Source organism: Thermomonas carbonis, from assembly GCF_014396975.1.
GTDB classification, from domain to species: Bacteria; Pseudomonadota; Gammaproteobacteria; order Xanthomonadales; family Xanthomonadaceae; genus Thermomonas; species Thermomonas carbonis.
This window is the reverse complement of record NZ_CP060719.1, coordinates 812,976-835,000: the sequence shown is the minus strand read 5'-3', so window position 1 is coordinate 835,000 and position 22,025 is coordinate 812,976. Positions and strand designations below refer to the sequence as shown.

18 protein-coding genes and 2 rRNA genes (1 of these 20 only partly in view) are annotated in these 22,025 nt (G+C 65.6%); 13 read left to right on the top strand and 7 right to left on the bottom strand.

Annotation, left to right across the window (positions count from 1 at the left end; translation table 11 throughout):
- Both H9L16_RS03925 and rrf read left to right on the top strand, forming a co-directional pair.
- Positions 1 to 1,440, top strand: a 23S ribosomal RNA gene (locus tag H9L16_RS03925); it begins 1,423 nt to the left of the window's first position.
- Positions 1,441 to 1,584: 144 nt separating this feature from the next.
- A 5S ribosomal RNA gene (rrf, locus tag H9L16_RS03920) occupies positions 1,585 to 1,699 on the top strand.
- A gap of 161 nt (positions 1,700 to 1,860) precedes the next feature.
- Here rrf and H9L16_RS16100 read toward each other — a convergent pair.
- From H9L16_RS16100 to H9L16_RS03900, 4 genes are all read right to left on the bottom strand, one after another.
- Positions 1,861 to 2,214: a hypothetical protein gene (locus tag H9L16_RS16100; RefSeq protein WP_229796535.1), complete on the bottom strand. Its 354-nt coding sequence runs from the start codon at positions 2,212 to 2,214 to the stop codon at positions 1,861 to 1,863.
- Positions 2,215 to 2,766: 552 nt separating this feature from the next.
- Positions 2,767 to 3,162, bottom strand: coding sequence for an MAPEG family protein (locus H9L16_RS03910; RefSeq protein WP_187553275.1), 396 nt, complete (start codon positions 3,160 to 3,162; stop codon positions 2,767 to 2,769).
- A gap of 88 nt (positions 3,163 to 3,250) precedes the next feature.
- Positions 3,251 to 4,993 (bottom strand): M28 family metallopeptidase, encoded by a 1,743-nt coding sequence (locus H9L16_RS03905; RefSeq protein ID WP_187553274.1) that lies wholly within the window; start codon positions 4,991 to 4,993, stop codon positions 3,251 to 3,253.
- A 49-nt stretch (positions 4,994 to 5,042) separates the two neighbouring features.
- Positions 5,043 to 5,720: a DUF4097 family beta strand repeat-containing protein gene (locus H9L16_RS03900; RefSeq protein WP_187553273.1), complete on the bottom strand. Its 678-nt coding sequence runs from the start codon at positions 5,718 to 5,720 to the stop codon at positions 5,043 to 5,045.
- Between the two features lie 112 nt (positions 5,721 to 5,832).
- On the opposite strand from H9L16_RS03900, the gene gpmI reads away from it, so the two are divergent.
- The 3 genes from gpmI to H9L16_RS03885 all read left to right on the top strand — a co-directional run bounded on the left by gpmI (position 5,833) and on the right by H9L16_RS03885 (position 10,089).
- On the top strand, positions 5,833 to 7,377 hold the full coding sequence (gene gpmI, locus H9L16_RS03895; protein WP_223158170.1) for a 2,3-bisphosphoglycerate-independent phosphoglycerate mutase: 1,545 nt from the start codon (positions 5,833 to 5,835) through the stop codon (positions 7,375 to 7,377).
- Entirely contained in the window at positions 7,377 to 8,600 is a 1,224-nt protein-coding gene (locus H9L16_RS03890; RefSeq protein ID WP_187553272.1) for a murein hydrolase activator EnvC family protein, read from the top strand. Before gpmI ends, H9L16_RS03890 begins: the two co-directional genes overlap by 1 nt.
- 100 nt (positions 8,601 to 8,700) lie before the next feature.
- Complete coding sequence (locus H9L16_RS03885) at positions 8,701 to 10,089, top strand: S41 family peptidase (RefSeq protein WP_187553271.1); 1,389 nt, start codon at positions 8,701 to 8,703, stop codon at positions 10,087 to 10,089.
- Here H9L16_RS03885 and H9L16_RS03880 read toward each other — a convergent pair.
- Positions 10,083 to 10,775 (bottom strand): rhomboid family intramembrane serine protease, encoded by a 693-nt coding sequence (locus tag H9L16_RS03880; protein ID WP_187553270.1) that lies wholly within the window; start codon positions 10,773 to 10,775, stop codon positions 10,083 to 10,085. The two genes, H9L16_RS03885 and H9L16_RS03880, sit on opposite strands and share 7 nt — an antisense overlap.
- Positions 10,776 to 10,979: 204 nt before the next feature.
- On the opposite strand from H9L16_RS03880, the gene H9L16_RS03875 reads away from it, so the two are divergent.
- Positions 10,980 to 12,347 carry an OmpP1/FadL family transporter gene (locus H9L16_RS03875; RefSeq protein WP_187553269.1) on the top strand — a complete coding sequence of 456 codons (1,368 nt, stop codon included), beginning with the start codon at positions 10,980 to 10,982 and terminating at the stop codon, positions 12,345 to 12,347.
- Positions 12,348 to 12,504: 157 nt separating this feature from the next.
- On the opposite strand, the gene putA is transcribed toward H9L16_RS03875, so the two are convergent.
- Positions 12,505 to 15,705 (bottom strand): bifunctional proline dehydrogenase/L-glutamate gamma-semialdehyde dehydrogenase PutA, encoded by a 3,201-nt coding sequence (gene putA / locus H9L16_RS03870; protein WP_187553268.1) that lies wholly within the window; start codon positions 15,703 to 15,705, stop codon positions 12,505 to 12,507.
- Between the two features lie 233 nt (positions 15,706 to 15,938).
- On the opposite strand from putA, the gene coxB reads away from it, so the two are divergent.
- From coxB to H9L16_RS03845, 5 genes are read left to right on the top strand one after another with little or no spacing between them, the layout of a single operon-like run.
- Positions 15,939 to 16,913 carry a cytochrome c oxidase subunit II gene (coxB, locus tag H9L16_RS03865; protein WP_187554033.1) on the top strand — a complete coding sequence of 325 codons (975 nt, stop codon included), beginning with the start codon at positions 15,939 to 15,941 and terminating at the stop codon, positions 16,911 to 16,913.
- 30 nt (positions 16,914 to 16,943) lie between these two features.
- Positions 16,944 to 18,539, top strand: a complete 1,596-nt coding sequence (ctaD, locus tag H9L16_RS03860; RefSeq protein WP_187553267.1) for a cytochrome c oxidase subunit I — start codon at positions 16,944 to 16,946, stop codon at positions 18,537 to 18,539.
- Positions 18,520 to 18,687: a hypothetical protein gene (locus H9L16_RS03855; protein WP_187554244.1), complete on the top strand. Its 168-nt coding sequence runs from the start codon at positions 18,520 to 18,522 to the stop codon at positions 18,685 to 18,687. The genes ctaD and H9L16_RS03855 overlap by 20 nt, the downstream gene beginning before the upstream one ends.
- On the top strand, positions 18,684 to 19,265 hold the full coding sequence (locus H9L16_RS03850; RefSeq protein ID WP_187553266.1) for a cytochrome c oxidase assembly protein: 582 nt from the start codon (positions 18,684 to 18,686) through the stop codon (positions 19,263 to 19,265). Before H9L16_RS03855 ends, H9L16_RS03850 begins: the two co-directional genes overlap by 4 nt.
- A gap of 32 nt (positions 19,266 to 19,297) precedes the next feature.
- Positions 19,298 to 20,209: a cytochrome c oxidase subunit 3 gene (locus H9L16_RS03845; protein ID WP_187553265.1), complete on the top strand. Its 912-nt coding sequence runs from the start codon at positions 19,298 to 19,300 to the stop codon at positions 20,207 to 20,209.
- Between the two features lie 194 nt (positions 20,210 to 20,403).
- Here the strand turns inward: H9L16_RS03845 and H9L16_RS03840 are convergent, their stop codons facing one another.
- On the bottom strand, positions 20,404 to 20,631 hold the full coding sequence (locus tag H9L16_RS03840) for a twin transmembrane helix small protein (RefSeq protein WP_187553264.1): 228 nt from the start codon (positions 20,629 to 20,631) through the stop codon (positions 20,404 to 20,406).
- Between the two features lie 60 nt (positions 20,632 to 20,691).
- Between H9L16_RS03840 and H9L16_RS03835 the strand changes: the two genes are divergently transcribed.
- Both H9L16_RS03835 and H9L16_RS03830 read left to right on the top strand, forming a co-directional pair.
- Positions 20,692 to 21,441 (top strand): SURF1 family protein, encoded by a 750-nt coding sequence (locus H9L16_RS03835; protein ID WP_187553263.1) that lies wholly within the window; start codon positions 20,692 to 20,694, stop codon positions 21,439 to 21,441.
- A complete protein-coding gene (locus H9L16_RS03830; RefSeq protein ID WP_187553262.1) occupies positions 21,438 to 22,025 on the top strand; it encodes a thioredoxin domain-containing protein in 588 nt (195 codons plus the stop codon). The genes H9L16_RS03835 and H9L16_RS03830 overlap by 4 nt, the downstream gene beginning before the upstream one ends.

The window sequence follows — 22,025 nt, the reverse complement described above, 5'->3', positions numbered from 1 at the left end:
GCCGGGCGTTGGTTGTCCCGGTGAGAGGACTGAGGTGGTGCCCTTAGGCAAATCCGGGGGTGCAACATTGAGGTCAAGGACGAGTCCAATAGGATTAAGTCACCGATATCACGCTTCCAGGAAAAGTCCCTAAGCTTCAGCTTACGCAGACCGTACCGTAAACCGACACAGGTGGGCAGGATGAGAATTCTCAGGCGCTTGAGAGAACTCGGGTGAAGGAACTAGGCAAAATAGCACCGTAACTTCGGGAGAAGGTGCGCCGACCATGGTGAATAGCTGAGGTCGGCCGAAGTGACCAGGCCGCTGCGACTGTTTATCAAAAACACAGCACTCTGCAAACACGAAAGTGGACGTATAGGGTGTGACGCCTGCCCGGTGCCGGAAGGTTAATTGATGGGGTCAGCCGCAAGGCGAAGCTCTTGATCGAAGCCCCGGTAAACGGCGGCCGTAACTATAACGGTCCTAAGGTAGCGAAATTCCTTGTCGGGTAAGTTCCGACCTGCACGAATGGCGTAACGACAGCGGCGCTGTCTCCACCCGAGACTCAGTGAAATTGAAATCGCTGTGAAGATGCAGCGTTCCCGCGGCAAGACGGAAAGACCCCGTGAACCTTTACTATAGCTTTACACTGAACGTTGAGTTCGTCTGTGTAGGATAGGTGGGAGGCTGTGAAACCCTGGCGCTAGCCGGGGTGGAGCCAACCTTGAAATACCACCCTGATGTGCTTGACGTTCTAACCTGGGCCCGTAATCCGGGTCGGGGACCGTGTATGGTGGGTAGTTTGACTGGGGCGGTCTCCTCCCAAAGTGTAACGGAGGAGCTCGAAGGTACGCTCAGCGCGGTCGGACATCGCGCACTGTGTGCAAAGGCATAAGCGTGCTTGACTGCAAGATCGACGGATCAAGCAGGTAGGAAACTAGGACTTAGTGATCCGGTGGTTCTGTATGGAAGGGCCATCGCTCAACGGATAAAAGGTACTCCGGGGATAACAGGCTGATACCGCCCAAGAGTTCATATCGACGGCGGTGTTTGGCACCTCGATGTCGGCTCATCACATCCTGGGGCTGTAGTCGGTCCCAAGGGTATGGCTGTTCGCCATTTAAAGTGGTACGCGAGCTGGGTTCAGAACGTCGTGAGACAGTTCGGTCCCTATCTGTCGTGGGCGTTGGAGATTTGAGAGGGGCTGCTCCTAGTACGAGAGGACCGGAGTGGACGAACCCCTGGTGTTCCGGTTGTCACGCCAGTGGCATTGCCGGGTAGCTACGTTCGGAAGCGATAACCGCTGAAAGCATCTAAGCGGGAAGCGCGCCTCAAGATGAGATCTCCCGGGACACAAGTCCCCTAAAGGAACCATCAAGACCAGGTGGTTGATAGGCAGGGTGTGTAAGCGCAGTAATGTGTTGAGCTTACCTGTACTAATGATCCGTGTGGCTTGACCATATCACCTCAAGTTTCTTCGTTTAGTCGAATGAAACCCTTGGCCTCAACACGTTGATGGCTTGCAACAAACGCTCGTCACTCTTCTTCCCACCCTCTGAGAGCGTGGCGCTACTTCATCCGAAGCCGGCGACCCTCCACCCTCTCCCTGGTGACAAAAGCGCTGTGGTACCACCCGATCCCATCCCGAACTCGGAAGTGAAACACAGCTGCGCCGATGGTAGTGTGGCTCAAGCCATGCAAGAGTAGGTCATCGCCAGGGTCTTTACCCTAAACCCCGCTTCAGTCGAAGCGGGGTTTTTCTTTGGACGTTGAAAACCCTCGGCTGAACGTCTTCCGAACTTAATGGATTCGCAATCCAAATCCCGATTCGGCATCGAGCAGATTAATGCCTGGCTAGAGACGCATGCGGGAGTGGCCGGCTCACCGAGATTCGGCCGCCGAGGTGGCCTGCAACCAGAAATACGGGATCCATTGCGATTCGATGGTTTCTATCGTGCCGATGTGGAGGAGGAAGGCGTTTCGATCGGCACCGGATTCAAGGAAGGCGCGATAGCTGCCGGCATGGCGGCCATTGTCGCGGCGCAGGAGAAAGTGGGTGAGGCTCCAGGCGCTCAGGTAATACTGGTTGAAATGGGTATTCGCGTCGGGTCCGCCACTGGTTGAAAGCAGCACCTCGAGCGGGATCGGCGTGTCGCGTTTGTCGGCCGCATCCGCCAGCCACCAAGCAGGATAGGCGGTGGGGTCGATCTTGCCGGGCTGGAGCTGTCCGTCCACGCGCTGGCTTGCAGAGAAGTAACTGGCCAGCCCTTCGTCGATCCAGCGGTTGCGCTTGAATCCGGAGGCTTGCGGGCGAGTTGGTGCACCGCTTCGTGCATCGCCCAGTGATGGGGATTGCGGGCCGTGGCATCGAAATAGGCGTAGCAGGCGGGATCGAGGTAGTAGGCCTCGGCCCAGGGGCTGCTGCGGTTGTTGCGGGAGAATTCGGCGCGATCACGGTACAGGATTACCGGAAGCCGCCCGGGATCCGTGGTGATCGGGAACAGCTCCACATAGGCAGTGCGCAGTGCTTCCAGAGCCTGGCCGATGTCGGCGGCCTGCTCTGGCGAGGCACTTGAATGGATCCGGTAATTTGCGGTGTCGACGACGACAGCCCCGGCCGGAATGCCGTGGATGATCGATTTCGACGATTTCGGTGGCGGGGACTGCGTTTGTCGAGACACGGTCCACGCGCTGAAAACCGCGATCCCGACCACGGCAGTTGCCGCAGTCGCCAGCAGCCACGGCTTCACGCGGCGCGCCAAGGTTGCGAGGGCCCGCTTCGGTGGGTCAGACCGCGCCAAGCTTCAGCGCGGCAAGCACCATCAATCCGATCGAGCAGGCGAAGCCTCCCATCCAGACCAGGCTGCGCATCAACGCGAACGATGCCAGGTAAAAGACGCCATGCAGCACACGGAAGCTGATGAAGGCGATCGCCAGCAGGCTGACGTGACCCGGATCGACGCCGGCGAACTGCGCCATCAGCACGCCGGCCGCGAAGGTGGGAAATGCCTCGAAGGCATTGAGGTGGGCGTTATAGGCGTTGCGGACGCGGTATGCGTCCTGCTTGGCGACCCAGCCGCGTGGATCCTTGTTGTTGTAGCCGGGCGCGGCGCTCTTGGCGAAGCCGACCCAGACTAAGGGCAGGACGGCGGCGATCAGGATGCACCAGTAAGCGATGGACATGGCGGCCCTCCCCGGGCACGAATGGAGGCCGCCAGCCTAGCGGATCCGTGTATCGCCGGCGCCCCTGACACCGATGTTGCCGACGGACTTACTTCGCCGCGGGCGGTGCGCTCGCCGCGGCGGCGGGACGCATCGCGTCGCGCGCCGCCTTGAACGGATTGCCCGCGTACCAGTTCGGCCACTGACCGCCGTTCGCCAGGTTGGTGCCCATCGTCGCCACCACCTCGAGGTCCTGGACGATCCCGTCCAGCTTCCAGTTCGCGCCGTCGTAGTGGTCGCCGGCCTTGTGATAACGATTGTCGGTGTAGTCCTTGCCGCCTGCGTCGCCTGCGGCCTGGCCACCATCCAGCAGGTCGGTGCCGCTGTCGATGTACAGCGCCGGCACGCCCGCCTTGGCAAAGTTGAAGTGGTCGGAGCGGAAGTAGTAACCGGCGGCGGTATTGCTCTCGCCGACCGCTTTGCGCTTCTGCCCGTCAAGCAGCGGCTTCAGCAAGTCTTCCAGCTGCGAGCTGCCCTGGCCGACTACGGTGATGTCGCGGGCCTTGCCGACCGGAGAAAGCGCGTCGAGGTTGAACACGGCCACGGTCTTGTCGAGCGGAATGACCGGATGCGCGACGTAGTACTTGGAGCCGAGCAGGCCCGATTCTTCGAGGGTCACCGCGAGGAACAAGGTCGAGCGCTTCGGCGGAACCTTGGCCTTGCGCATGGCCTCGGCGATTTCGATGATCGCAGCGACGCCGGTCGCGTTGTCGACCGCGCCGTTGTAGATGTTGTCGCCGCCTGTTTCGCCCTCGTGGGTGCCCAGATGGTCCCAGTGCGCCATGTAGACGATGGCCTCGTCCGGCGTTTCGCTGCCCGGCAACAGGCCGACCACGTTGCGCGAGGACTTTTCCACCGACGTGCTCTTCAGCGCCAGCGACAGGGTGGCGTCCAGCGGCACTGGCTTGAAACCGCGCTTGTTGGCGGCGGCGCGCAGCTTGCCCAGGTCCTGGCCGGCGGCCTTGAACAGCGCGGTGGCGGCCTCGCCGGTGATCCAGCCCTGCGCGGATACGCGCGGCGCGGGGTCGTCCTTGGCCGGCAGGTCGTACTGCGGGCCCGACCAGGAGTTCTTCACCACGTCCCAACCGTAGGAGGCGCCCTCGGTGTCATGGATGATCAGGGCGGCGGCGGCGCCCTTGCGCGCGGCTTCCTCGAACTTGTAGGTCCAGCGGCCGTACCAGGTCATCCGCTTGCCGTCGAACAGCTTCGCATCGCCTGCGTGGAAGCCGGGATCGTTGACCAGCATCACCACGGTCTTGCCCTTGACGTCGATGCCGGCGTAGTCGTTCCATTGCCGTTCCGGCGCATCCACGCCGTAGCCGATGAAGACCAGTTGGCTGTCCTTGATATCGACCTGGGCCTGGCCGGTACGCGTGCCGATCACCATGTCGCTGCCGAACTTCAGCGCCTGGGTTGCACCGCCGACCGTCGCCACCATCGAGGCCGACGCTTCGTCGGCGGTGGTTTCGACCATCGGCACGGTCTGGAACCAGTCGCTGCCGTTGCCCGGCTGCAGGCCGATGCGGGCGAACTGTGCCTTGATGTACTCGACCGTCTTGTCTTCGCCCGGCGTTCCGGGCCCGCGGCCACCGAATTCGTCGGATGCCAGGTGCTTCACATGCTCGGCGAAATCGCCGGCATCGATCGCGTCCTTGAAGGCATGGCTGCCGGTCGCGGCCGTGTCGGTGGCAGGCGTCGCGTCAGCCTGCGGATCGGTCTTGGGTTGCTGTTCGCCTCTGGGCGTGCAGGCGCACAGCGTCAGCAGGGCAAGGGAAAGCGTGGTGGCGCGCATCGCGGGACTCCTTGTCGGATGTCCCGCGATTCTAGCCGCGTCGCGGCGTTCAGTCCTTCGGCGGAGTCGCGCTGTTGTAAGGCGTCGGGGTTGCGCCGCGCACGCTGCCGATGCGCGCCGTGCCGTGCACGTACAGCACCACGTCGCGTTCGAATACCAGTGGGCCATCGACTACCGCGTTTGGCCCGATGACGATGCGCGGGATGCGTTGCTTGCCCCACTGCATGCCGTTGCCGCTCGGTTTCTCGACGTGGATGCCGCCCTTCACGTGCGAGCCCACGCCGACGGTGATGTCGCCATTCACGGTCTCGATGCCGCCGCCGAGGTCGGTGTCGACCAGGCCGATCGCACCGTTCACGGTGCTGATGTCATCGCGCACGTTGCCGCCGCGATCGATGAAAATGCCGCCATTGACCGTTTCCACGTCACCGTCGATGCGGGCTTGCTTGCCGAAGCGGATCGCGCCGTTGACGGTCGACACCGAACGCGCGCCCACGTCGTCCGCTGCCTCGACGCCGCCGTTGACGGTTTCCACATCGCCCACGCGCGCTCCGCGTTCCAAGTCGATGCCGCCATTGACGGTGCTGAGGTCGCCGTAGGCTTCGCCGGCGCTGGCGGTGATGCTGCCGTTGACCTTGTCGATATCGCGGCCGGGGCCGTCGTGGCCAGCCGCCGAGGCGACGCTGGAAAAGGCAAGCAGGGCAACGAAAAGCAGGGAGCGTTTCATGCGGGACTCCAGTGGTTGTACAGGCTCTGATGCGGCGGGCCGGCCCAAGGTTTAGACACCGCTACAATCATCGAACACCCGCCGCGCGGGTCTCCCCACACAGGAACCGATCGTGCCCGCTACCGCTCCCGCCCGTCCGAAGCCCGTGGTGTTGCTGATCCTGGATGGCTGGGGCCATCGCGAGGAGGTCGAGGACAATGCGTTGGCGCAGGCCGAACTGCCGAACTGGCACCGCTTGCTGGCGACCTGCCCGCATACGCTGGTGCATACCGAAGGTCGCCACGTCGGCCTGCCGGACGGGCAGATGGGCAATTCCGAGGTCGGCCACATGAACCTGGGTGCCGGCCGCATCGTCTACCAGGACCTGACCCGGGTCGATGCCGCGATCGAGGACGGCAGCTTCTTCGCCAACACCGAATTGAATGCCGCTTGCCAGGATGCCATCGCCAGCGGCGGTACCCTGCACGTGATGGGCCTGCTGTCCGCGGGCGGCGTGCACAGCCACGAATCGCACATCTTCGCGATGCTGGCGCTGGCGAAGCGCGTCGGCGTGCCAAGGGTCGCGGTGCATGCGTTTCTTGACGGTCGCGACACCCCGCCGCGTTCGGCTGAAGCCAGCCTGCGCGCCCTGCAGGCCTTGTGCGATGAACTCGGCAACGCGCGCATCGCCAGCGTGGGTGGTCGTTACTTCGCCATGGATCGCGACAAGCGCTGGGATCGCGTGCGGCGTGGTTGGGATGCGATCGTCGAGGCCGAAGGCACGCACCGCGCGGTGGATGCGCTTTCCGCGTTGCAGGCCGCATATGCGCGCGGCGAGAACGACGAGTTCGTCGCACCCACGGTCATCGACGGTGGAACGCCGATGCGCGATGGCGATGCGGTGGTATTCATGAACTTCCGCGCCGACCGTGCGCGCCAGCTCACCGCGGCCTTCGTCGATCCCGACTTCGACGGCTTCGTCGCCCGCCGCCCGGCGTTGTCGCGCTTCGTCTGCCTGACCGAGTACGACGCGAAGTTGCCGGCACCGCTCGCGTTTGCGCCCGATGACCTGCGCCACACCTTCGGCGAGATCGTGGCCGGTGCCGGACTCACCCAACTGCGCATCGCCGAAACCGAAAAGTACGCGCACGTCACTTTCTTCTTCAGCGGTGGTCGCGAAGACCTGTTCGCCGGCGAGGAGCGCATCCTGGTGCCGAGCCCGCAGGTCGCGACCTACGACCTGCAGCCGGAAATGAGTTGCCCGGAGCTGACCGACAAGCTGGTGGCCGCGATCGGCTCCGGCCATTTCGATGCGATCGTCTGCAACATCGCCAATCCGGACATGGTCGGCCACAGCGGCATCCTGCAGGCGGCGATCTTCGCCGCGCAGGCCGTCGACATCGCGATCGGTCGGGTTTCAGAGGCTGTGCGCGATGCGGGTGGTGCACTGATCATCACCGCCGATCACGGCAACCTGGAAATGATGCGCGACCCGACCACCGGCCAGCCGCATACCGCGCATACCGTGGGTCCGGTCCCACTGGTCTATGCGGGGAATCGCGATGTCGCGCTGCGCGGCGGCGGCGCCCTGCGCGATGTCGGCCCGACCCTGCTCGATTTGCTCGGCCTGCCGCAGCCGGCCGAGATGAGCGGTCAGAGCCTGTTGCTGCCGATCTGATGCGACATCCGCGTACCGCTGCCCTGATCTGCGTGCTGGCGCTGCTGACCGGTGGTGCGCATGCGCAGGATCGCAGCGATGCCGAGCGCCGGCTGCAGGGTGTGCGTACGGAGCTGAGGCAGGTCGCCGCCGAGCGGCGCAAGCTGGAAGGCGCGCGCGGCGACGCCAGCCGCAAGTTGCGCGAGGCGGATGAGCAGGTCGGTGGCGTGCAGCTTTCCCTGCAGAAGACCCAGGCCACCTTGCAGCGCGACGGTGCAGACCTGCAGCGCCTGCAGGCCGAGCGTGCGAGATATACCGACGACCTGGACATGAAGAAGGCCGAGCTGGCGCGCCTGTTGCGTGCTGCCCAGTTCGCCGGCAGCGAAGCGCCGCTCAAGACCATGCTGGCGCAGGATCGCGTGGCCGAAGCCGAACGCGCCTTGACCTACCAGGGTTATCTGCAGCGTGGCCAGGTCCAGCGGATCCGGGTGCTGTCGGCGGAACTGCAGCGCATCGACGGGCTGGAGCGCGAGATCGTCGAGCGCCGCGATGCATTGGCCCGCGAGCGGCGCAAACAGGCGAACCAGTTGCTCGCCCTGCAGCAGGCGCGCAAGCAACGCGCGGGCCTGTTGGCCGGCATCGACCAGCAATACCAGGATCGCGCCGGCCGCGAAAAAGCGCTGGGTCGTGATGCCAAGGCCTTGCAGGATCTGCTGGCGCGGCTGCGTGCCGCTGCGGCGAAAGCGGCGCGCGACGCCGCCCGCGCGAAGGCGGAGGCCGAGCGCCAGGCCGCGGCTTCCGGCAAGCCCAAGCCGAAATCAACCGCCAGGCGCACCGCGGTGGCCAGCGCGCCGGCCATGCGTGTGGGTGGATTGGGTTGGCCGGTGGCCGGCAACCTGCTTGCCTCGTTCGGCGGCAAGTTGCCCGACGGCCGTCGCAGCGATGGTGTGCTGATCGCTGCGGCCGCGGGCACTGCAGTCAAGGCCGTCGCCGATGGCACGGTGGTGTATGCCGACTGGATGACCGGCTACGGCAACATCCTGATCATCGACCATGGCAATGGCTACATGAGCCTGTACGCGCACAACGACGGCCTGCTGCGGGACGCCGGCGACGCAGTGAAGCGCGGCGACAGCGTGGCCAGCGTGGGCACCTCGGGTGGGCAGGAAGTGCCGGCCTTGTACTTCGAACTGCGTCGCAATGGCGCACCGGTCAACCCGGCCAGTTGGCTGACGCGGCAATGAACCCGTGCACGGCATCGAAACGCCGTTCGCGGGCATGATGGGAACCCGATCCGGCATCCCTCGGTCGGACATCCAGCCTTCACGCGCAATCGGAGCAGCCATGCGGGCCAAGCCGCTTTCCATCGTCATCGCCGTCTTGCTGGGACTGGCCGCTGCGCCCGCCTTCGCGCAATCGCCGGCCCCGGCATCGCCTCCGGCCACGGAGCCCGCGGCTGCGCCGCCGCAGGACGAGCAGGATCCGCTCGCCAGCGATGATCCCGACGCGGCCAAGACCGACGCCGCCAAGGTGCCGCTGGACGAAATCCGCCGCTACGTCATGGTCTACAACGCGATCCGCCAAGCCTATGTGGACCCGGTCGACGACCGCGAACTGATGCAGTCCGCGGTGCGCGGCCTGTTGCTGGACCTGGATCCGCACAGCGCCTACATGAAGAAGGCGGATGCGGAAGAATTCGATGAGCTCACCAGCGGTGCGTACGACGGCGTCGGGCTGGAATTGCAGCAGTTGCCCGAGGGCGGCGTGCGCGTGGTCGCCCCGCTCGACGATGGTCCGGCGGAACGCGCCGGGCTGCGCAGCCGCGACGTCATCATCGCCATCGACGGCAAGCCGCTGGTGGCGGGCGAGGGCGATGCGTCCGCACCGCTGCGCGGCAAGGCCGGCACCAAGGTGGTGGTACGGATCGTCCGCGAAGGGACGCCCAAGCCGTTCGACGTGACCCTGGTGCGCGAGACCATCCGCACCACCAGCGTGCGTTCGCGGATGCTGGAGCCGGGCTTCGGCTACGTGCGCATCAGCAGCTTCCAGGCGGCCACCGCCAGCGACTTCAACAAGGCGGTGGACGCGCTGCAGAAGGACGCGCCGCTGCGTGGCCTGGTCCTGGACATGCGCAGCAACCCCGGCGGCCTCCTGGTCGGTGCGGTGCAGATCGCCGACGAGCTGCTGGACAAGGGCGGCATCGTCAGCACCAAGGGTCGCGAACTGATCGGCGACAGCCGCTTCGATGCGACGCCCGGCGATCGACTGAAAGGCGCGCCCGTGATCGTGCTGGTCGATGCCGGTTCCGCCAGTGCGGCGGAAGTGCTGGCGGGCGCGTTGCGTGACAACCAGCGCGCCCGCGTGATCGGCAGCCGCACCTTCGGCAAGGGCTCGGTGCAGACCCTGCTGCCGCTCGACAACGGCGATTCGATCAAGCTCACGACCGCGCGCTACTTCACTCCGAGCGGGCATTCGATCCAGGCGCTGGGCATCGTCCCCGACGTGATCCTGCATCCGGAGGGCGGCGACCGCCGCCCGGTGCCGATCAGCGAGGCGGAATTGCCGCGCCACCTGGCCGGCGAGACGCCGCTGGAAGGCGACAACGCCGGGGAAGTCCTGCCCGGTCCGAAGCCAATCGATGCCGCCTTGCTGGAATTGAAGAGGATGGCGGGCGTGGCGCTGGCACCGGTTCCGGCCGCGCCCAAGGCGAAGCCCGCGACCAAGCCTCAGTAACCGCGACTGCGGCGCAGGCGGCGGGCGATCGCCGCCTTGGTCAGCAGGGCGAACACCACCCCGAACAGGAAGCCGGCGATGTGCGCCGGCCAGGCGACTGCGCCGAAAGCCGGACCGCTGTAGGCGAACAGCACCTGCAGCAGCACCCACAGACCGATCAGCAGGAAGGCCGGCACCCGCACGAATTCCAGGAAGAGGCCAAGCGGTAGCACCACGCCCAGGCGTGCGCCGGGGAACAGGGCCAGGTAGGCCCCGATGACTGCCGACACCGCGCCACTGGCGCCGATCACCACCCGGTCTGGCGCGCCAATCGCCAGCACCGCGGCCAGATTGGCGACCGCGCCACCGAGCAGGAACAGCAGCAGGAAGCGCCGCCCACCCATGGTGCGTTCCGCCGGCAGGCCAAAGATCAGCAGGAACACCAGGTTGCCGAGCAGGTGGATCCAGTCCGCATGCAGGAACAGGCCGGACACCAGCCGCAAGACGCTGCCGTCGGTCATGGCCGCTTGCCAGGCGGCCATGCTGTCGAGTCCGCCGGTCAGCACGCCCCAGTCGAGCGCAGTCGCGATGCGCCCGGCCGGCGCACGCATGGCGGACACGATGTAGGCCACCCACAACGTGGCGAACAGGAGCGGGGTCGCCCACAAAAGCCGGCGTTGGCGGCGAGTCTGGATGCCGACGAACATGACCGGCACTGTAACGGCCGGCCCGGCGGTTTGTTAGCGGGAAGTTAAGTTAGCCGCTAAACTGCATACGGCGTCGTACGTCGGGAAGGGCTGCCTTGGGCAGGAACTCCGGTTAACGCAGCGCTGACCTGCCAGGCCCATGCCGGATGCGCATCCGCCTGCACCAAACAACCATCACTGCACAGAGTTACCGGAGAAGATTCCATGAGCCATACCCGCCGCTTCCGCGCTTCGGCGCTTGCGCTTGCCGTGCTGGGCGCCCTTGTCGCCGGCCAGGCCGGTGCCACCGGCTTCCAGCTTCGCGAGCAGAGCGTGAAGAACCTCGGCAAGTCGAATGCCGGCAGCATCGTCGGCAAGGACGCTTCGAACGTCTCGCTGAATCCTGCCGCGATGACCAACCTGGACAAGAACACCTTCCAGTCCGACATCACCGTGATCGACCTGACCGCCGATTTTGTCGGCAGCGGCCGCATCCTCGGTTCCGCACATCCGAGTGCGCCGCTGACCGGCGGCAACGGTGGCGATCCGGGCGATCCGACCGTAGTGCCGAACATGGCCGCGGTGTTCCCGCTGAAGGGCGCGCTGGAAGGCATGACCATCGGCGCCAGCATCGGCGCGCCGTTCGGTCTGAAGACCGAATACGAGCCGGGCTGGGTGGGCCGTTATCGCGCCATGACCTCCGATCTCAAGACCGTCGACCTGACCCTGTCGGTCGCGTTCAAGGCGACAGATGGCGTCTCGATCGGTGCCGGCGTGATCTACGAGCGTGCGGAAGCGACGCTGAGCAAGGCGATCGACTTCGGCACCGCGATCTGCGCCGGCTCGGGCAATCCTGCGAATTGCTTCAACCCCGCCTATCCGTTCAAGCCACAGCAGCTCGACGGTGCCTTCGAGGTCTCCGGCAGCGACAGCGCGATCGGCTACGTGATCGGTGCGCAGATCGCGCCGAACGACAAGCTGGCGATCGGCGTCAGTCATCGTTCCGAGATCAAACACGATCTGAAGGGCACCCTGGACTTCCAGAACGTGCCAGCCCTGCTGGGCGCGGATCCGCGCTTCGAGGACGGCGACGGCGGCGCGCGCCTGGTGACCCCGTCGGTCACCACCCTGAGCATCTCCTACGGCTTCACCGACGACTTCCGCCTGATGGGTGACTACCAGAGCACCGGTTGGAGCTCGCTGAAGGACGTGACCATCAAGCGCGACGATGGCACCGTCGTCGGCAGCGAGCCCTTCGAATGGGATGACACCAATTTCGTCTCGATCGGTGCCGAGTTCGATCTCAGCGATGCCTTCACCCTGCGCGGCGGCGTGGCCCGGGATCAAAGCCCGACCAACGACACCCACCGCACCCCGCGTCTGCCCGACAACGATCGCATGCTTTACTCGATCGGTGCGACCTGGAACATGAGCGAGAGCATGTCGATCGATGCCGCGTTCCAGCGCATCACCATCGATGCGCCGACGATCAACCTGCCGGTCGATGCCGCGGCCGGCAACACCTCGACCCTGGTCGGCGAGTACGACGGCCACGCGAATCTGTTCGGCGTGTCGATGCAGTACCGCTTCTGATCCGGATGTCCTGATCCTTGCGGATCGCGTGATACGAAAAGCCCCGCGAATGCGGGGCTTTTTCTTGGTTGATACCGTGACCCTGTCGGGTAGGGCAGGCACCGGGGCATGCCCCTGCGAAATCAACTCCGCAACGCGATGGCCTGCCCCTACGGGATCAATCCCCCAATGTCAGCAGCGATGCATTGCCGCCCGCCGCGGTGGTGTTGACGGTCACCGTCTTCTCGGTGGCGAAGCGTGGCAGGTAGTGCGGGCCGCCGGCCTTGGGACCGGTGCCGGACAGGCCCTGGCCGCCGAACGGCTGCACGCCGACGACCGCGCCGATCTGGTTGCGGTTGACGTAGATGTTGCCGACCTTGGCCAGCGAGACGATGCGATCGATGGTGGCGTCGATGCGCGAATGGATGCCCAGGGTCAGGCCGTAGCCGGTGGCGTTGATCGCATCGACCACGGCATCGAGTTGATCCGCCTTCCAACGCACCACGTGCAGGGCCGGACCGAATTTCTCGCTCTCCAGTGCAGCAAGCGAGGGCAATTCCCAGGCCACCGGCGCGAAGAAGGTGCCGTGTTGCGTGCCTTCGCCGAGCCTGGCTTGGGCGATGAAGGTTGCAGCGGATTTCATCCGCGCCGCATGCGCCACCAGGATGGCCTTGGCGTCCTCGTCGATCACCGGGCCGACATCGGTGGAGGGCAGGCCGGGATCGCCGATGCTGAGTTCCGCCATCGCGCCCGCGAGCATGTGGATCACCTTGTCGGCGATGTCGTCCTGCACCAGCAGCACGCGTGCGGCCGAGCAACGCTGGCCTGCCGAGGTAAATGCGGAACCCAGGACGTCCTTGACCACCTGTTCCGGCAGCGAGGAGCTGTCGGCGATCATCGCGTTCTGACCGCCGGTTTCGGCGATCAGGGTGGCGATGGCACCGCTTTCGCGGCCGGCCAGAGCGCGGTTGATCAGGCGCGCAGTATCAGTACTGCCAGTGAAGCAGACGCCGGCCACGCGCGGGTCGCGGGTCAGCGCGGCACCGACGGTGGCGCCGTCACCGGGCAGGTACTGCAGCACGTCCTGCGGGATGCCGGCTTCATGCAGCAACTGCACCGCAGCGTACCCGACCAGGTTGGTCTGCTCCGCCGGCTTGGCGATCACGGTATTGCCGGCGGCCAGCGCTGCCGCAACCTGCCCGAGGAAAATCGCCAGCGGGAAATTCCACGGCGAAATGCACACGAACACGCCGCGTCCGCCCAGCTGCAACTGATTGGATTCGCCGGTCGGGCCGGGCAAAGGCATCGGCGCGAAATGCTCGCGTGCCTGAAGCGCGTAATAGCGCAGGAAGTCGACCGCCTCGCGCACTTCGGCGATGCCGTCGGGCAGGGTCTTGCCGGCCTCCTTGGTGCACATCGCCATGTAGGCGGGCATGCGCGCTTCAAGTAGCGTGGCGGCGTGTTCCAGGATCGCGGCGCGTGAGCCGGCCGGCGTGGCATCCCATCCGGCATGCGCGGCAACGGCGTTCTGCAGCGCGCGTTCCACCGTCGCAGTGTCCGCGGCCTGCCAGTGGCCGACGACTTCGCGGCGGTCGGCCGGATTGGTGACGGCGATTTTCTCGCCCGTCGGATTCGCGCCCGGTGCCAGCGGCGCAGCCGTCCAACTGCCCGCACCGGAAGTGTTGAGGGCCGCGGCGAGTTCGCGCAGCTGGTCGTCGTTGGCGAGGTTGAGGCCCATGGAGTTGTCTCGAGGCTGGTGTTGGCTGCGGTACAAGTCGACCGGCAGCGGGATCTTGGGATGCGGGATCGGATCGAAGTTGGAAACCGCTTCGACCGGATCGCGGACCAGTTCGTCGATGGAGATCGATTCGTCGGTGATGCGATTGACGAAGCTGGAATTCGCGCCGTTCTCCAGCAGGCGGCGCACCAGGTACGGCAGCAGGTCTTCGTGCGAGCCGACCGGCGCGTACACGCGGCAGGGCACGTCGAGGCGATCGGCCGGGATCACTTCGGCGTAGAGGTCGTCGCCCATGCCGTGCAGCTTCTGGAATTCGAAATCCCGACGGTTGCGCATCGCGCGCGCCATGCGATGCACCGTGGCGATCGTCTGCGCATTGTGAGTCGCGAACATCGGATAGATCGCGTCCCCGGCATCCAGCAGGCGACGCGCATTCGCGAGGTACGACACATCGGTGTTCTGCTTGCGGGTGAACAGCGGATAGCCAGCCTGGCCTTCAACCTGCGCGCGCTTGACCTCGGCATCCCAGTACGCGCCTTTCACCAGGCGCACCGGGATGCGTCGACCGAGCTTCGCGGCCATGTGCGCGATGTAGTCGATCACGTACGGCGCGCGCTTCTGGTACGCCTGCACCACGATGCCGAAGCCGTTCCAGTCGCGCAGCGACTCGTCGGCCAGCACCTGGAAGATCAGGTCCAGCGAGAGTTCCAGTCGGTCGGTTTCCTCGGCGTCGATGGTCAGGCCGATGTCGTAGCGCTTGGCCAGCAAGGTCAGTTCCAGCAGGCCGGCACCCAGTTCGGCCAGCACCCGCGCGCGCTTGGCGTGCTCGTAGCGGGGATGCAGCGCGGACAACTTGACCGAGATGCTGGGCGCGGCGAACACGTCATCGAACGGGCCGGTGCTGCCGATCGCGTGGATCGCCTGGCGGTAGGCCTCGAGGTAGCGCTGCGCGTCCTTCGTCGTCAACGCGCCTTCGCCGAGCATGTCGAAGGAATAGCGGTAGGCCGCGTTGTCGCCCTTGCGGCTGCGCGACAGCGCTTCGTCGATGGTGCGCCCGAGCACGAACTGGTGGCCCATGATCTTCATCGCCTGGCGCACCGCGAGGCGGATGACCGGCTCGCCGGCGCGACCGACCAGCCGCTGGAAGGCACCGTGGACGTCGCGCTTGGTGTCGTCGGCCAGGTCGACCAGCTTGCCGGTCAGCATCAGGCCCCAGGTGGAGGCATTCACCAGCACCGAATCCGACTGGCCGAGGTGCCGCTTCCAGTTGGCGTCGCCCAGCTTGTCGCGGATCAGCGCGTCGGCGGTGGCCTGGTCGGGGATCCGCAGCAGGGCTTCGGCCACGCACATCAGCAGCACGCCCTCGTCGCTGCCCAGGTCGTACTGGCGCATGAAGGCTTCGACGGCTCCCTGCTGGCGAGCGCGGCCGCGAACCCGGCGAACCAGATCGGCGGCGGTGGCTTGGGCGGCGGTCCGATCGGCCTCCGGCAAGGCCGCCAGCGCCAGCATTTCGCGCACATGGGCGGTTTCGTCGCGGATCCAGCCGGCGGTAATGGCTGCGCGCGGGGCACCGACAACCGGATTCAATTCCGCGGAGAGGATCGGCGCGATCGCGGGAACGGGTGTGGGATCAGTGCTCATCGCGCCTGCTGGCGGTGGATCGAGGGTGCGTAGTGTAGTCCTCGGTGACCAGCGGGGCATCCGCGCGGGTTGCTGCATCAGGGCCTCGCCGGTACCATTTCACGGTTGTTCCCGACCCTTTGGCCGTCCGCGGCGAGCGGGGCAGGCACGGAATCCAAGACCTCGGCGCGGCGCACGGACACTCCGGGCGGCGGGGCCGATCCAGGCAGAACCAGGCAGTGGGGCTCGATGTGATGACACCCGGTCGATTTAAAATTGGCGTGGCCAAGCAATGGGCGCTGGCTGCAGCCGTCGCGATGGCGATGCCGTTGCTCGCGCATGCACAGTCCGCGGATCCGCATCGCTGGCAGCTCAACATGGATCGGGGCGTCACTCCGACCTCGCATGCCGCCTACGACGCCCACATGATCACGCTGTGGATCTGCGTGGTGATCGGCGTGATCGTGTTCGGCGCGATGGCCATCGCGATGTTCAAGTTCCGCAAGTCCAAGGGCGCGGTGGCGGACACCGAGTTCACCCACAGCACCAAGCTGGAAGTCCTGTGGACCGCGCTGCCGATCCTGATCCTGGTGGGCCTGGCATTCCCGGCCACCAGCGGCCTGATGCGCATGTACGACACCCGCGACGCCGCGATGACGGTCAAGGTCACCGGTTTCCAGTGGATGTGGAAGTACGACTACCTGGGCGAGGGCGTGGAGTTCACCAGCCGCCTGGACCGCAAGAGCGACGAGATCCGCCAGAGCGGCGTCGACGCGCGCACCGCCAACCATCCGCATTACCTGCTCGACGTCGACAACCAGCTGGTGCTGCCGATCAACACCAAGATCCGCTTCGTGCTGACCGCCGACGACGTGATCCACGCCTGGTGGGTGCCGGCGCTTGGTTGGAAGCAGGACGCGATCCCGGGCATCGTCAACGAAGCCTGGGCCGAGATCCAGGAGCCGGGCATCTACCGCGGCCAGTGCGCCGAGTTGTGCGGCAAGGACCACGGCTTCATGCCGATCGTGGTCCGGGCGGTGAGCAAGGACGAGTACGCGTCCTGGCTGGCGGCCGAGAAGGCCAAGCGCGCGCCCGCCGAACCGGTACCCGCGCCGGCGGTCGAAGCGGCACCGGAAGCTCCGATGGCCGACGATGTCGCCGCCCCCGCCGCGGCTGATGCCGCCCCGCAAACCGAGCAGCCCGCGGCCACCGTCGCGGCCGCCGGTTGATCCACGCAACGAATCACTGAGGTTCAGGCCATGGCGCACGCCGACCACCACGAGCACAAGCAGGGTTTCATCGACCGCTGGCTGTTCTCCACCAACCACAAAGACATCGGGACCCTGTACCTGATCTTCAGCTTCATCATGTTCATCATCGGCGCTGCGATGAGCGTGGTGATCCGCACCGAACTGGCGACCCCGGGCCTGCAGCACGTCAGCCCCGAGTTCTTCAACCAGATGACCACCATGCACGCGCTGGTGATGATCTTCGGCGGGGTGATGCCGGCCTTCGTGGGCCTGGCGAACTGGATGGTGCCGCTGCAGATCGGCGCGCCGGACATGGCGTTGCCGCGCATGAACAACTGGTCGTTCTGGATCATGCCGTTCGCCTTCAGCCTGCTGCTGGTGACGCTGTTCCTGCCGGGCGGCGGGCCCGCCGGTGGCTGGACGCTGTACCCGCCGCTGTCGCTGCAGGGCGGCAACAACGTGGCCTTCGTGATCTTCGCCATCCACATGATGGGCATCAGCTCGATCATGGGCGCGATCAACATCATCGCCACCATCCTCAACATGCGCGCCCCGGGCGTGGACCTGTTGAAGATGCCGATCTTCTGCTGGACCTGGCTGATCACCGCGTTCCTGCTGATCGCGGTGATGCCGGTGCTGGCGGGTGCGGTGACCATGCTGCTCACCGACAAGTTCTTCGCCACCAGCTTCTTCAATGCGGCCGGCGGCGGCGACCCGGTGATGTTCCAGCACATCTTCTGGTTCTTCGGGCATCCCGAGGTCTACATCATGATCCTGCCGGCGTTCGGCATCGCCAGCGAGATCATCCCGACCTTCAGCCGCAAGCCGCTGTTCGGCTACCAGGCGATGGTCTACGCCACCGCGGCGATCGCGTTCCTGTCGTTCATCGTGTGGGCGCACCACATGTTCACGGTGGGCATGCCGCTGGGCGGCGAGATCTACTTCATGTTCGCGACGATGCTGATCTCGATCCCGACCGGCGTGAAGGTGTTCAACTGGGTCACCACCATGTGGCGCGGCTCGATCAGCTTCGAGTCGCCGATGCTGTGGGCGGTGGCGTTCGTGATCCTGTTCACCATCGGCGGCTTCTCCGGCTTGATGCTGGCCATCGTCCCGGCGGACTTCCAGTACCACGACACCTACTTCGTGGTCGCCCACTTCCACTACGTGCTGGTGACTGGCGCGCTGTTCGCGATCATCGCCGCGGTGTACTACTGGTGGCCGAAATGGACCGGCCGCATGTACAGCGAGCCGATGGCCAAGTTCCATTTCTGGTGGTCGATGGTCTTCGTCAACCTGCTGTTCTTCCCGCAGCACTTCCTGGGCCTGGCCGGCATGCCGCGCCGAATCCCGGACTACAACGTGGTGTTCGCGGACTGGAACCTGATCAGCTCGATCGGCGCGTTCGGCATGTTCGCCACCCCGTTCATCATGTTCTTCGTCCTCTGGCACTCGCTGAAGCATGGTGCAAAGGCCGAGGCGCGTTCCTGGGAAGGCGCGAAGGGGCTGGAATGGACGGTGCCGTCGCCGGCGCCGCACCACACCTTCACCGTCCCGCCGGTGATCAAGCCGGGCGACCTCGCCCATGGCGACATCAGCCACTGAGCCTGACGCGATGACCGCCGGCCACGACATCGCCAGCAATACCGAGGACCAGCGCCGCCGCCGTGCGCGCCGGACGGCGCTGGTGTTGGGTGCGGTGGTGGTCGCGGTGTACCTGGGCTTTTTGCTCTCGGGCGTGGTGGGTCGGTGAGTCAATCCACCGCTAAAACCTTTGGCGTGTTGAAGCTGGCCGGCGTGTCGCTGGCCGCATTCGGCTTCGCGTTCTCGCTGGTGCCGCTGTACCGGATCGCCTGCGAGAAGGTGTTCGGGGTGCGCCTGGAACAGGGCCCTGCTTCGGCCAGTGCCACCGCGGTCACGCCGAAGGAACGCTGGGTGACGGTGCAGTTCGATGGCGGCGTCAATTCCAAGCTGCCGTGGCAGTTCGCGCCGGAACAGCGCAGCATGCGCGTGCAGGTGGGTCGCCAATACGAGGCGCTGTATTCCGCGCGCAATACCTCGGATCGGGCGATCGTCGGCAACGCGGTGCCGTCGGTGGCGCCGGCCAAGGCCTCCGGTTATTTCAGCAAGACCGAGTGCTTCTGCTTCACCGCGCAGACGCTGGTCGCCGGCGAATCGCGCGAGATGCCGGTGCGCTTCATCGTCGATCCCGGCTTGCCCGCCGGCGTCAAGACGATCACCTTGTCCTATACCTTCTTCAAGAACGATACCCAGACCGCCGCGCTCGGCGCAGGTCAGGGCCACGCAGGCGCGGCGAAAGCCGCGCCCTGATCATCACGACTTCACGAACCACCGGAACCGCCATGGCGAACGCCCACGCAGACCTCCATCACGACGACGCCCACCACGGCACCCACGGTCAGGACGTGTATTTCGTCCCGCACGGCAGCAAGTGGCCGGTGTTCGCCTCGGTCGCGCTGTTCATCACCATGGTCGGCTTCGCCACCTGGCTGAACGAAGTGAGTTGGGGCAAGACGACGTTCTTCGTCGGCCTGGCCGGCCTGCTTGCGATCCTGTTCAAGTGGTTCGGCGACGTGATCCGCGAATCGCTGGCCGGGCACTACAACAAGCAGGTCGACACCAGCTTCCGCATGGGCATGGTCTGGTTCATCTTTTCCGAAGTGATGTTCTTCGCCGCGTTCTTCGGTGCGCTGTTCTACGCGCGCCAGTTCGCGTTGCCGTGGCTCAACGGCGAGGGCGATGGTGCGGCGACCCACAGCATCCTCTGGGCGGGCTTCAGCGGTGGTTGGCCGAGCAATGGCCCGGGCGCGATCGGCGGGACCTACCAGACCATCCCGGCGTGGGGTTTGCCGCTGCTCAACACCCTGATCCTGCTGACATCGGGCGTGACCATCACCATCGCCCACCACGCCCTCAAGGAAGGCAAGCGCGGCATCCTGCTGCTGTTCCTGGGGCTGACCGTGCTGCTGGGCTGCGTGTTCCTGTACTACCAGGCGGAGGAATACATCCACGCCTACCACGAGCTCAACCTGACCATGGGCTCGGGCATCTACGGCTCCACCTTCTTCATGCTCACCGGCTTCCATGGCGCGCACGTGACCCTGGGTACGCTGATGCTGGCGATCATGTGGCTGCGCTGCGCGAAAGGCCACTTCAGCAAGGACAACCACTTCGCGTTCGAAGCGGTGGCCTGGTACTGGCACTTCGTCGACGTGGTGTGGCTGGGCTTGTTCCTGTTCGTCTACGTGCTTTGACGCACCGGAGCTTGCCGCTGCGTCGTCGCTGCGCTGTCCCGCAAATCCTCATGGACTCCATGTCCATTCCGGTTTTCGGTGCAGCGCGCTCCTAGCGGCAGCAGCGCCCGATGCGCCAGCAACGAGTCAAGCAAACGAAAGGCCGGCGATGCCGGCCTTTGTGTCTTCGAAACAGGCGTCTTTGGTTCGGTTCGTTAGTTCGGGTTTGAACCGACTCCGTGCGGGGTGATCCAGCCCATCTTGATCGCCACCACCACGAACAGGATCAGGGCCACGCTCAGGCCGATGCGCTTGGTCAACGAATTGACGGTGCGCTTGGTCTGCCCCTTGTCCACCAGCATGTAATACAGGCCGGCGCCGAGGTTCCACAGGATGAGGATCAACACGCCAACGATGAGCAGGGTCTTCAGCGAATCGCTCATGCTTGTCTCCGCGATGCGGACCGTCCGCATGCTCCGCGCATTATCGCAGTTGCACGTGCGATGAGTCCGCGCGCGAAAAATCTCCTGGTTGGCTGGCTGCTCGCAGTGGTGGCGATGGTCGCGTTCGCCGTCGCCGGCCGCTGGCAGCTGGGTCGGATGCACGAAAAGGAAGCGATGCTGGCCGCAGCCGCCACCGCGCTTGCGCAGGCCGAACCGCAACCGCTGCTGCTGGCCTCCGATCCCGGCCGCCGCACTGCCTACGGCCGTGCGGCCGGCACGGGGCGGATCGCCAACGCCACCGTCTGGCTGGACAACCAGATGCGCGGCGGGCGCAGCGGCGTGCGCATGTATTGCGTGCTGTTCCCCGACGACGGCGTGCAGCCGGTGCTGGTCGATGCCGGCTGGTGGCCGCTGGACGGCAGGCGCACGTTGCCGGTGTTCGGTTGCCCCGCGGGTGATGCGCAGAAGGTGCGCGGCTTGCTGGCACCCCCGCCGTCGCCGGGCATCGCCACCGGTGACGCGATGGCGGCGAATGGGGATGCGCGCTGGCTGGCCGCACGACTGGATTTGCCGGCCATCGCCGATGCATTGAAGCTCGCGACCGGATTGGCACCGCGCGTGTTGCGGCTTGACCCGGAGCGCAAGACGGACGATGCCGGAGTGATGCTCGCGCCCGGCGAGCGCGACCTCGACATCCTGGCCAACACGCTGACACCCGATCGCCATCTCGGTTACGCGGTGCAGTGGTTCGGCCTGGCGATCACCGTGCTGGTGGTCGCGCTGGTGCTCACCTTGAGGAAAAAACGATGACGCTGTTGACCCCGGAACAGCTGGCGGTCCGCCGCCGCAACCGCAACATGCTGGTGGCGCTGTTCGTGCTGTTCTTCGGCGGCATGCTGGTGGCCGGCTTGCTGCGTTTCTCCGGCTGGCGGCCGGACGGTACCAAGAACAAGGGCGAGATGCTGCAGCCCTACGGCGACTTGCGCGGTTACACGCCGACGCTGGCCGACGGCAGCGCCTACGGCTGGAAGGACGAGCCGCGGATATGGCGGATCGTGGCGATGCCGCGCGATTGCGACACCACCCGCGCGGCCGAATGCACGCGCCTGCTAGCCGACTTCGACAAGGTCTGGCGCTTGATGACCAAGGATGCCGACCGCGTGCATGTGCTGTGGGCGGGCGCGATGCCGCCCGGTGCCACGGTGCCGGAAGAAGTCCGCCTGGTGCGCGCGGATGATGGCCTGCGTGCCGGCCTGGTGCGTTGGGAAGATACTGCCGGCGGCGACGCCGCCTGGCTGGTCGATCCGAACGGCTTCGTGGTGTTGCGCTACGCTCCCGGCTTCGACCCCGGTGATCTGCGCACCGATCTCGCCCGTCTGTTGAAGATCAACTGA

Coding starts and splice junctions, on each gene's coding strand:
- H9L16_RS03890 (WP_187553272.1), top strand. CDS start 7,377: ATGCGACATCCGCGTACCGCTGCCCTGATCTGCGTGCTGGCGCTGCTG.
- H9L16_RS03900 (WP_187553273.1), bottom strand. CDS start 5,720: ATGAAACGCTCCCTGCTTTTCGTTGCCCTGCTTGCCTTTTCCAGCGTC.
- H9L16_RS03835 (WP_187553263.1), top strand. CDS start 20,692: ATGAGTCCGCGCGCGAAAAATCTCCTGGTTGGCTGGCTGCTCGCAGTG.
- H9L16_RS03855 (WP_187554244.1), top strand. CDS start 18,520: ATGGCGACATCAGCCACTGAGCCTGACGCGATGACCGCCGGCCACGAC.
- ctaD (WP_187553267.1), top strand. CDS start 16,944: ATGGCGCACGCCGACCACCACGAGCACAAGCAGGGTTTCATCGACCGC.
- H9L16_RS03910 (WP_187553275.1), bottom strand. CDS start 3,162: ATGTCCATCGCTTACTGGTGCATCCTGATCGCCGCCGTCCTGCCCTTA.
- H9L16_RS03905 (WP_187553274.1), bottom strand. CDS start 4,993: ATGCGCGCCACCACGCTTTCCCTTGCCCTGCTGACGCTGTGCGCCTGC.
- H9L16_RS03875 (WP_187553269.1), top strand. CDS start 10,980: ATGAGCCATACCCGCCGCTTCCGCGCTTCGGCGCTTGCGCTTGCCGTG.
- putA (WP_187553268.1), bottom strand. CDS start 15,705: ATGAGCACTGATCCCACACCCGTTCCCGCGATCGCGCCGATCCTCTCC.
- H9L16_RS03845 (WP_187553265.1), top strand. CDS start 19,298: ATGGCGAACGCCCACGCAGACCTCCATCACGACGACGCCCACCACGGC.
- coxB (WP_187554033.1), top strand. CDS start 15,939: ATGACACCCGGTCGATTTAAAATTGGCGTGGCCAAGCAATGGGCGCTG.
- H9L16_RS03880 (WP_187553270.1), bottom strand. CDS start 10,775: ATGTTCGTCGGCATCCAGACTCGCCGCCAACGCCGGCTTTTGTGGGCG.
- H9L16_RS03830 (WP_187553262.1), top strand. CDS start 21,438: ATGACGCTGTTGACCCCGGAACAGCTGGCGGTCCGCCGCCGCAACCGC.
- H9L16_RS03840 (WP_187553264.1), bottom strand. CDS start 20,631: ATGAGCGATTCGCTGAAGACCCTGCTCATCGTTGGCGTGTTGATCCTC.
- H9L16_RS03885 (WP_187553271.1), top strand. CDS start 8,701: ATGCGGGCCAAGCCGCTTTCCATCGTCATCGCCGTCTTGCTGGGACTG.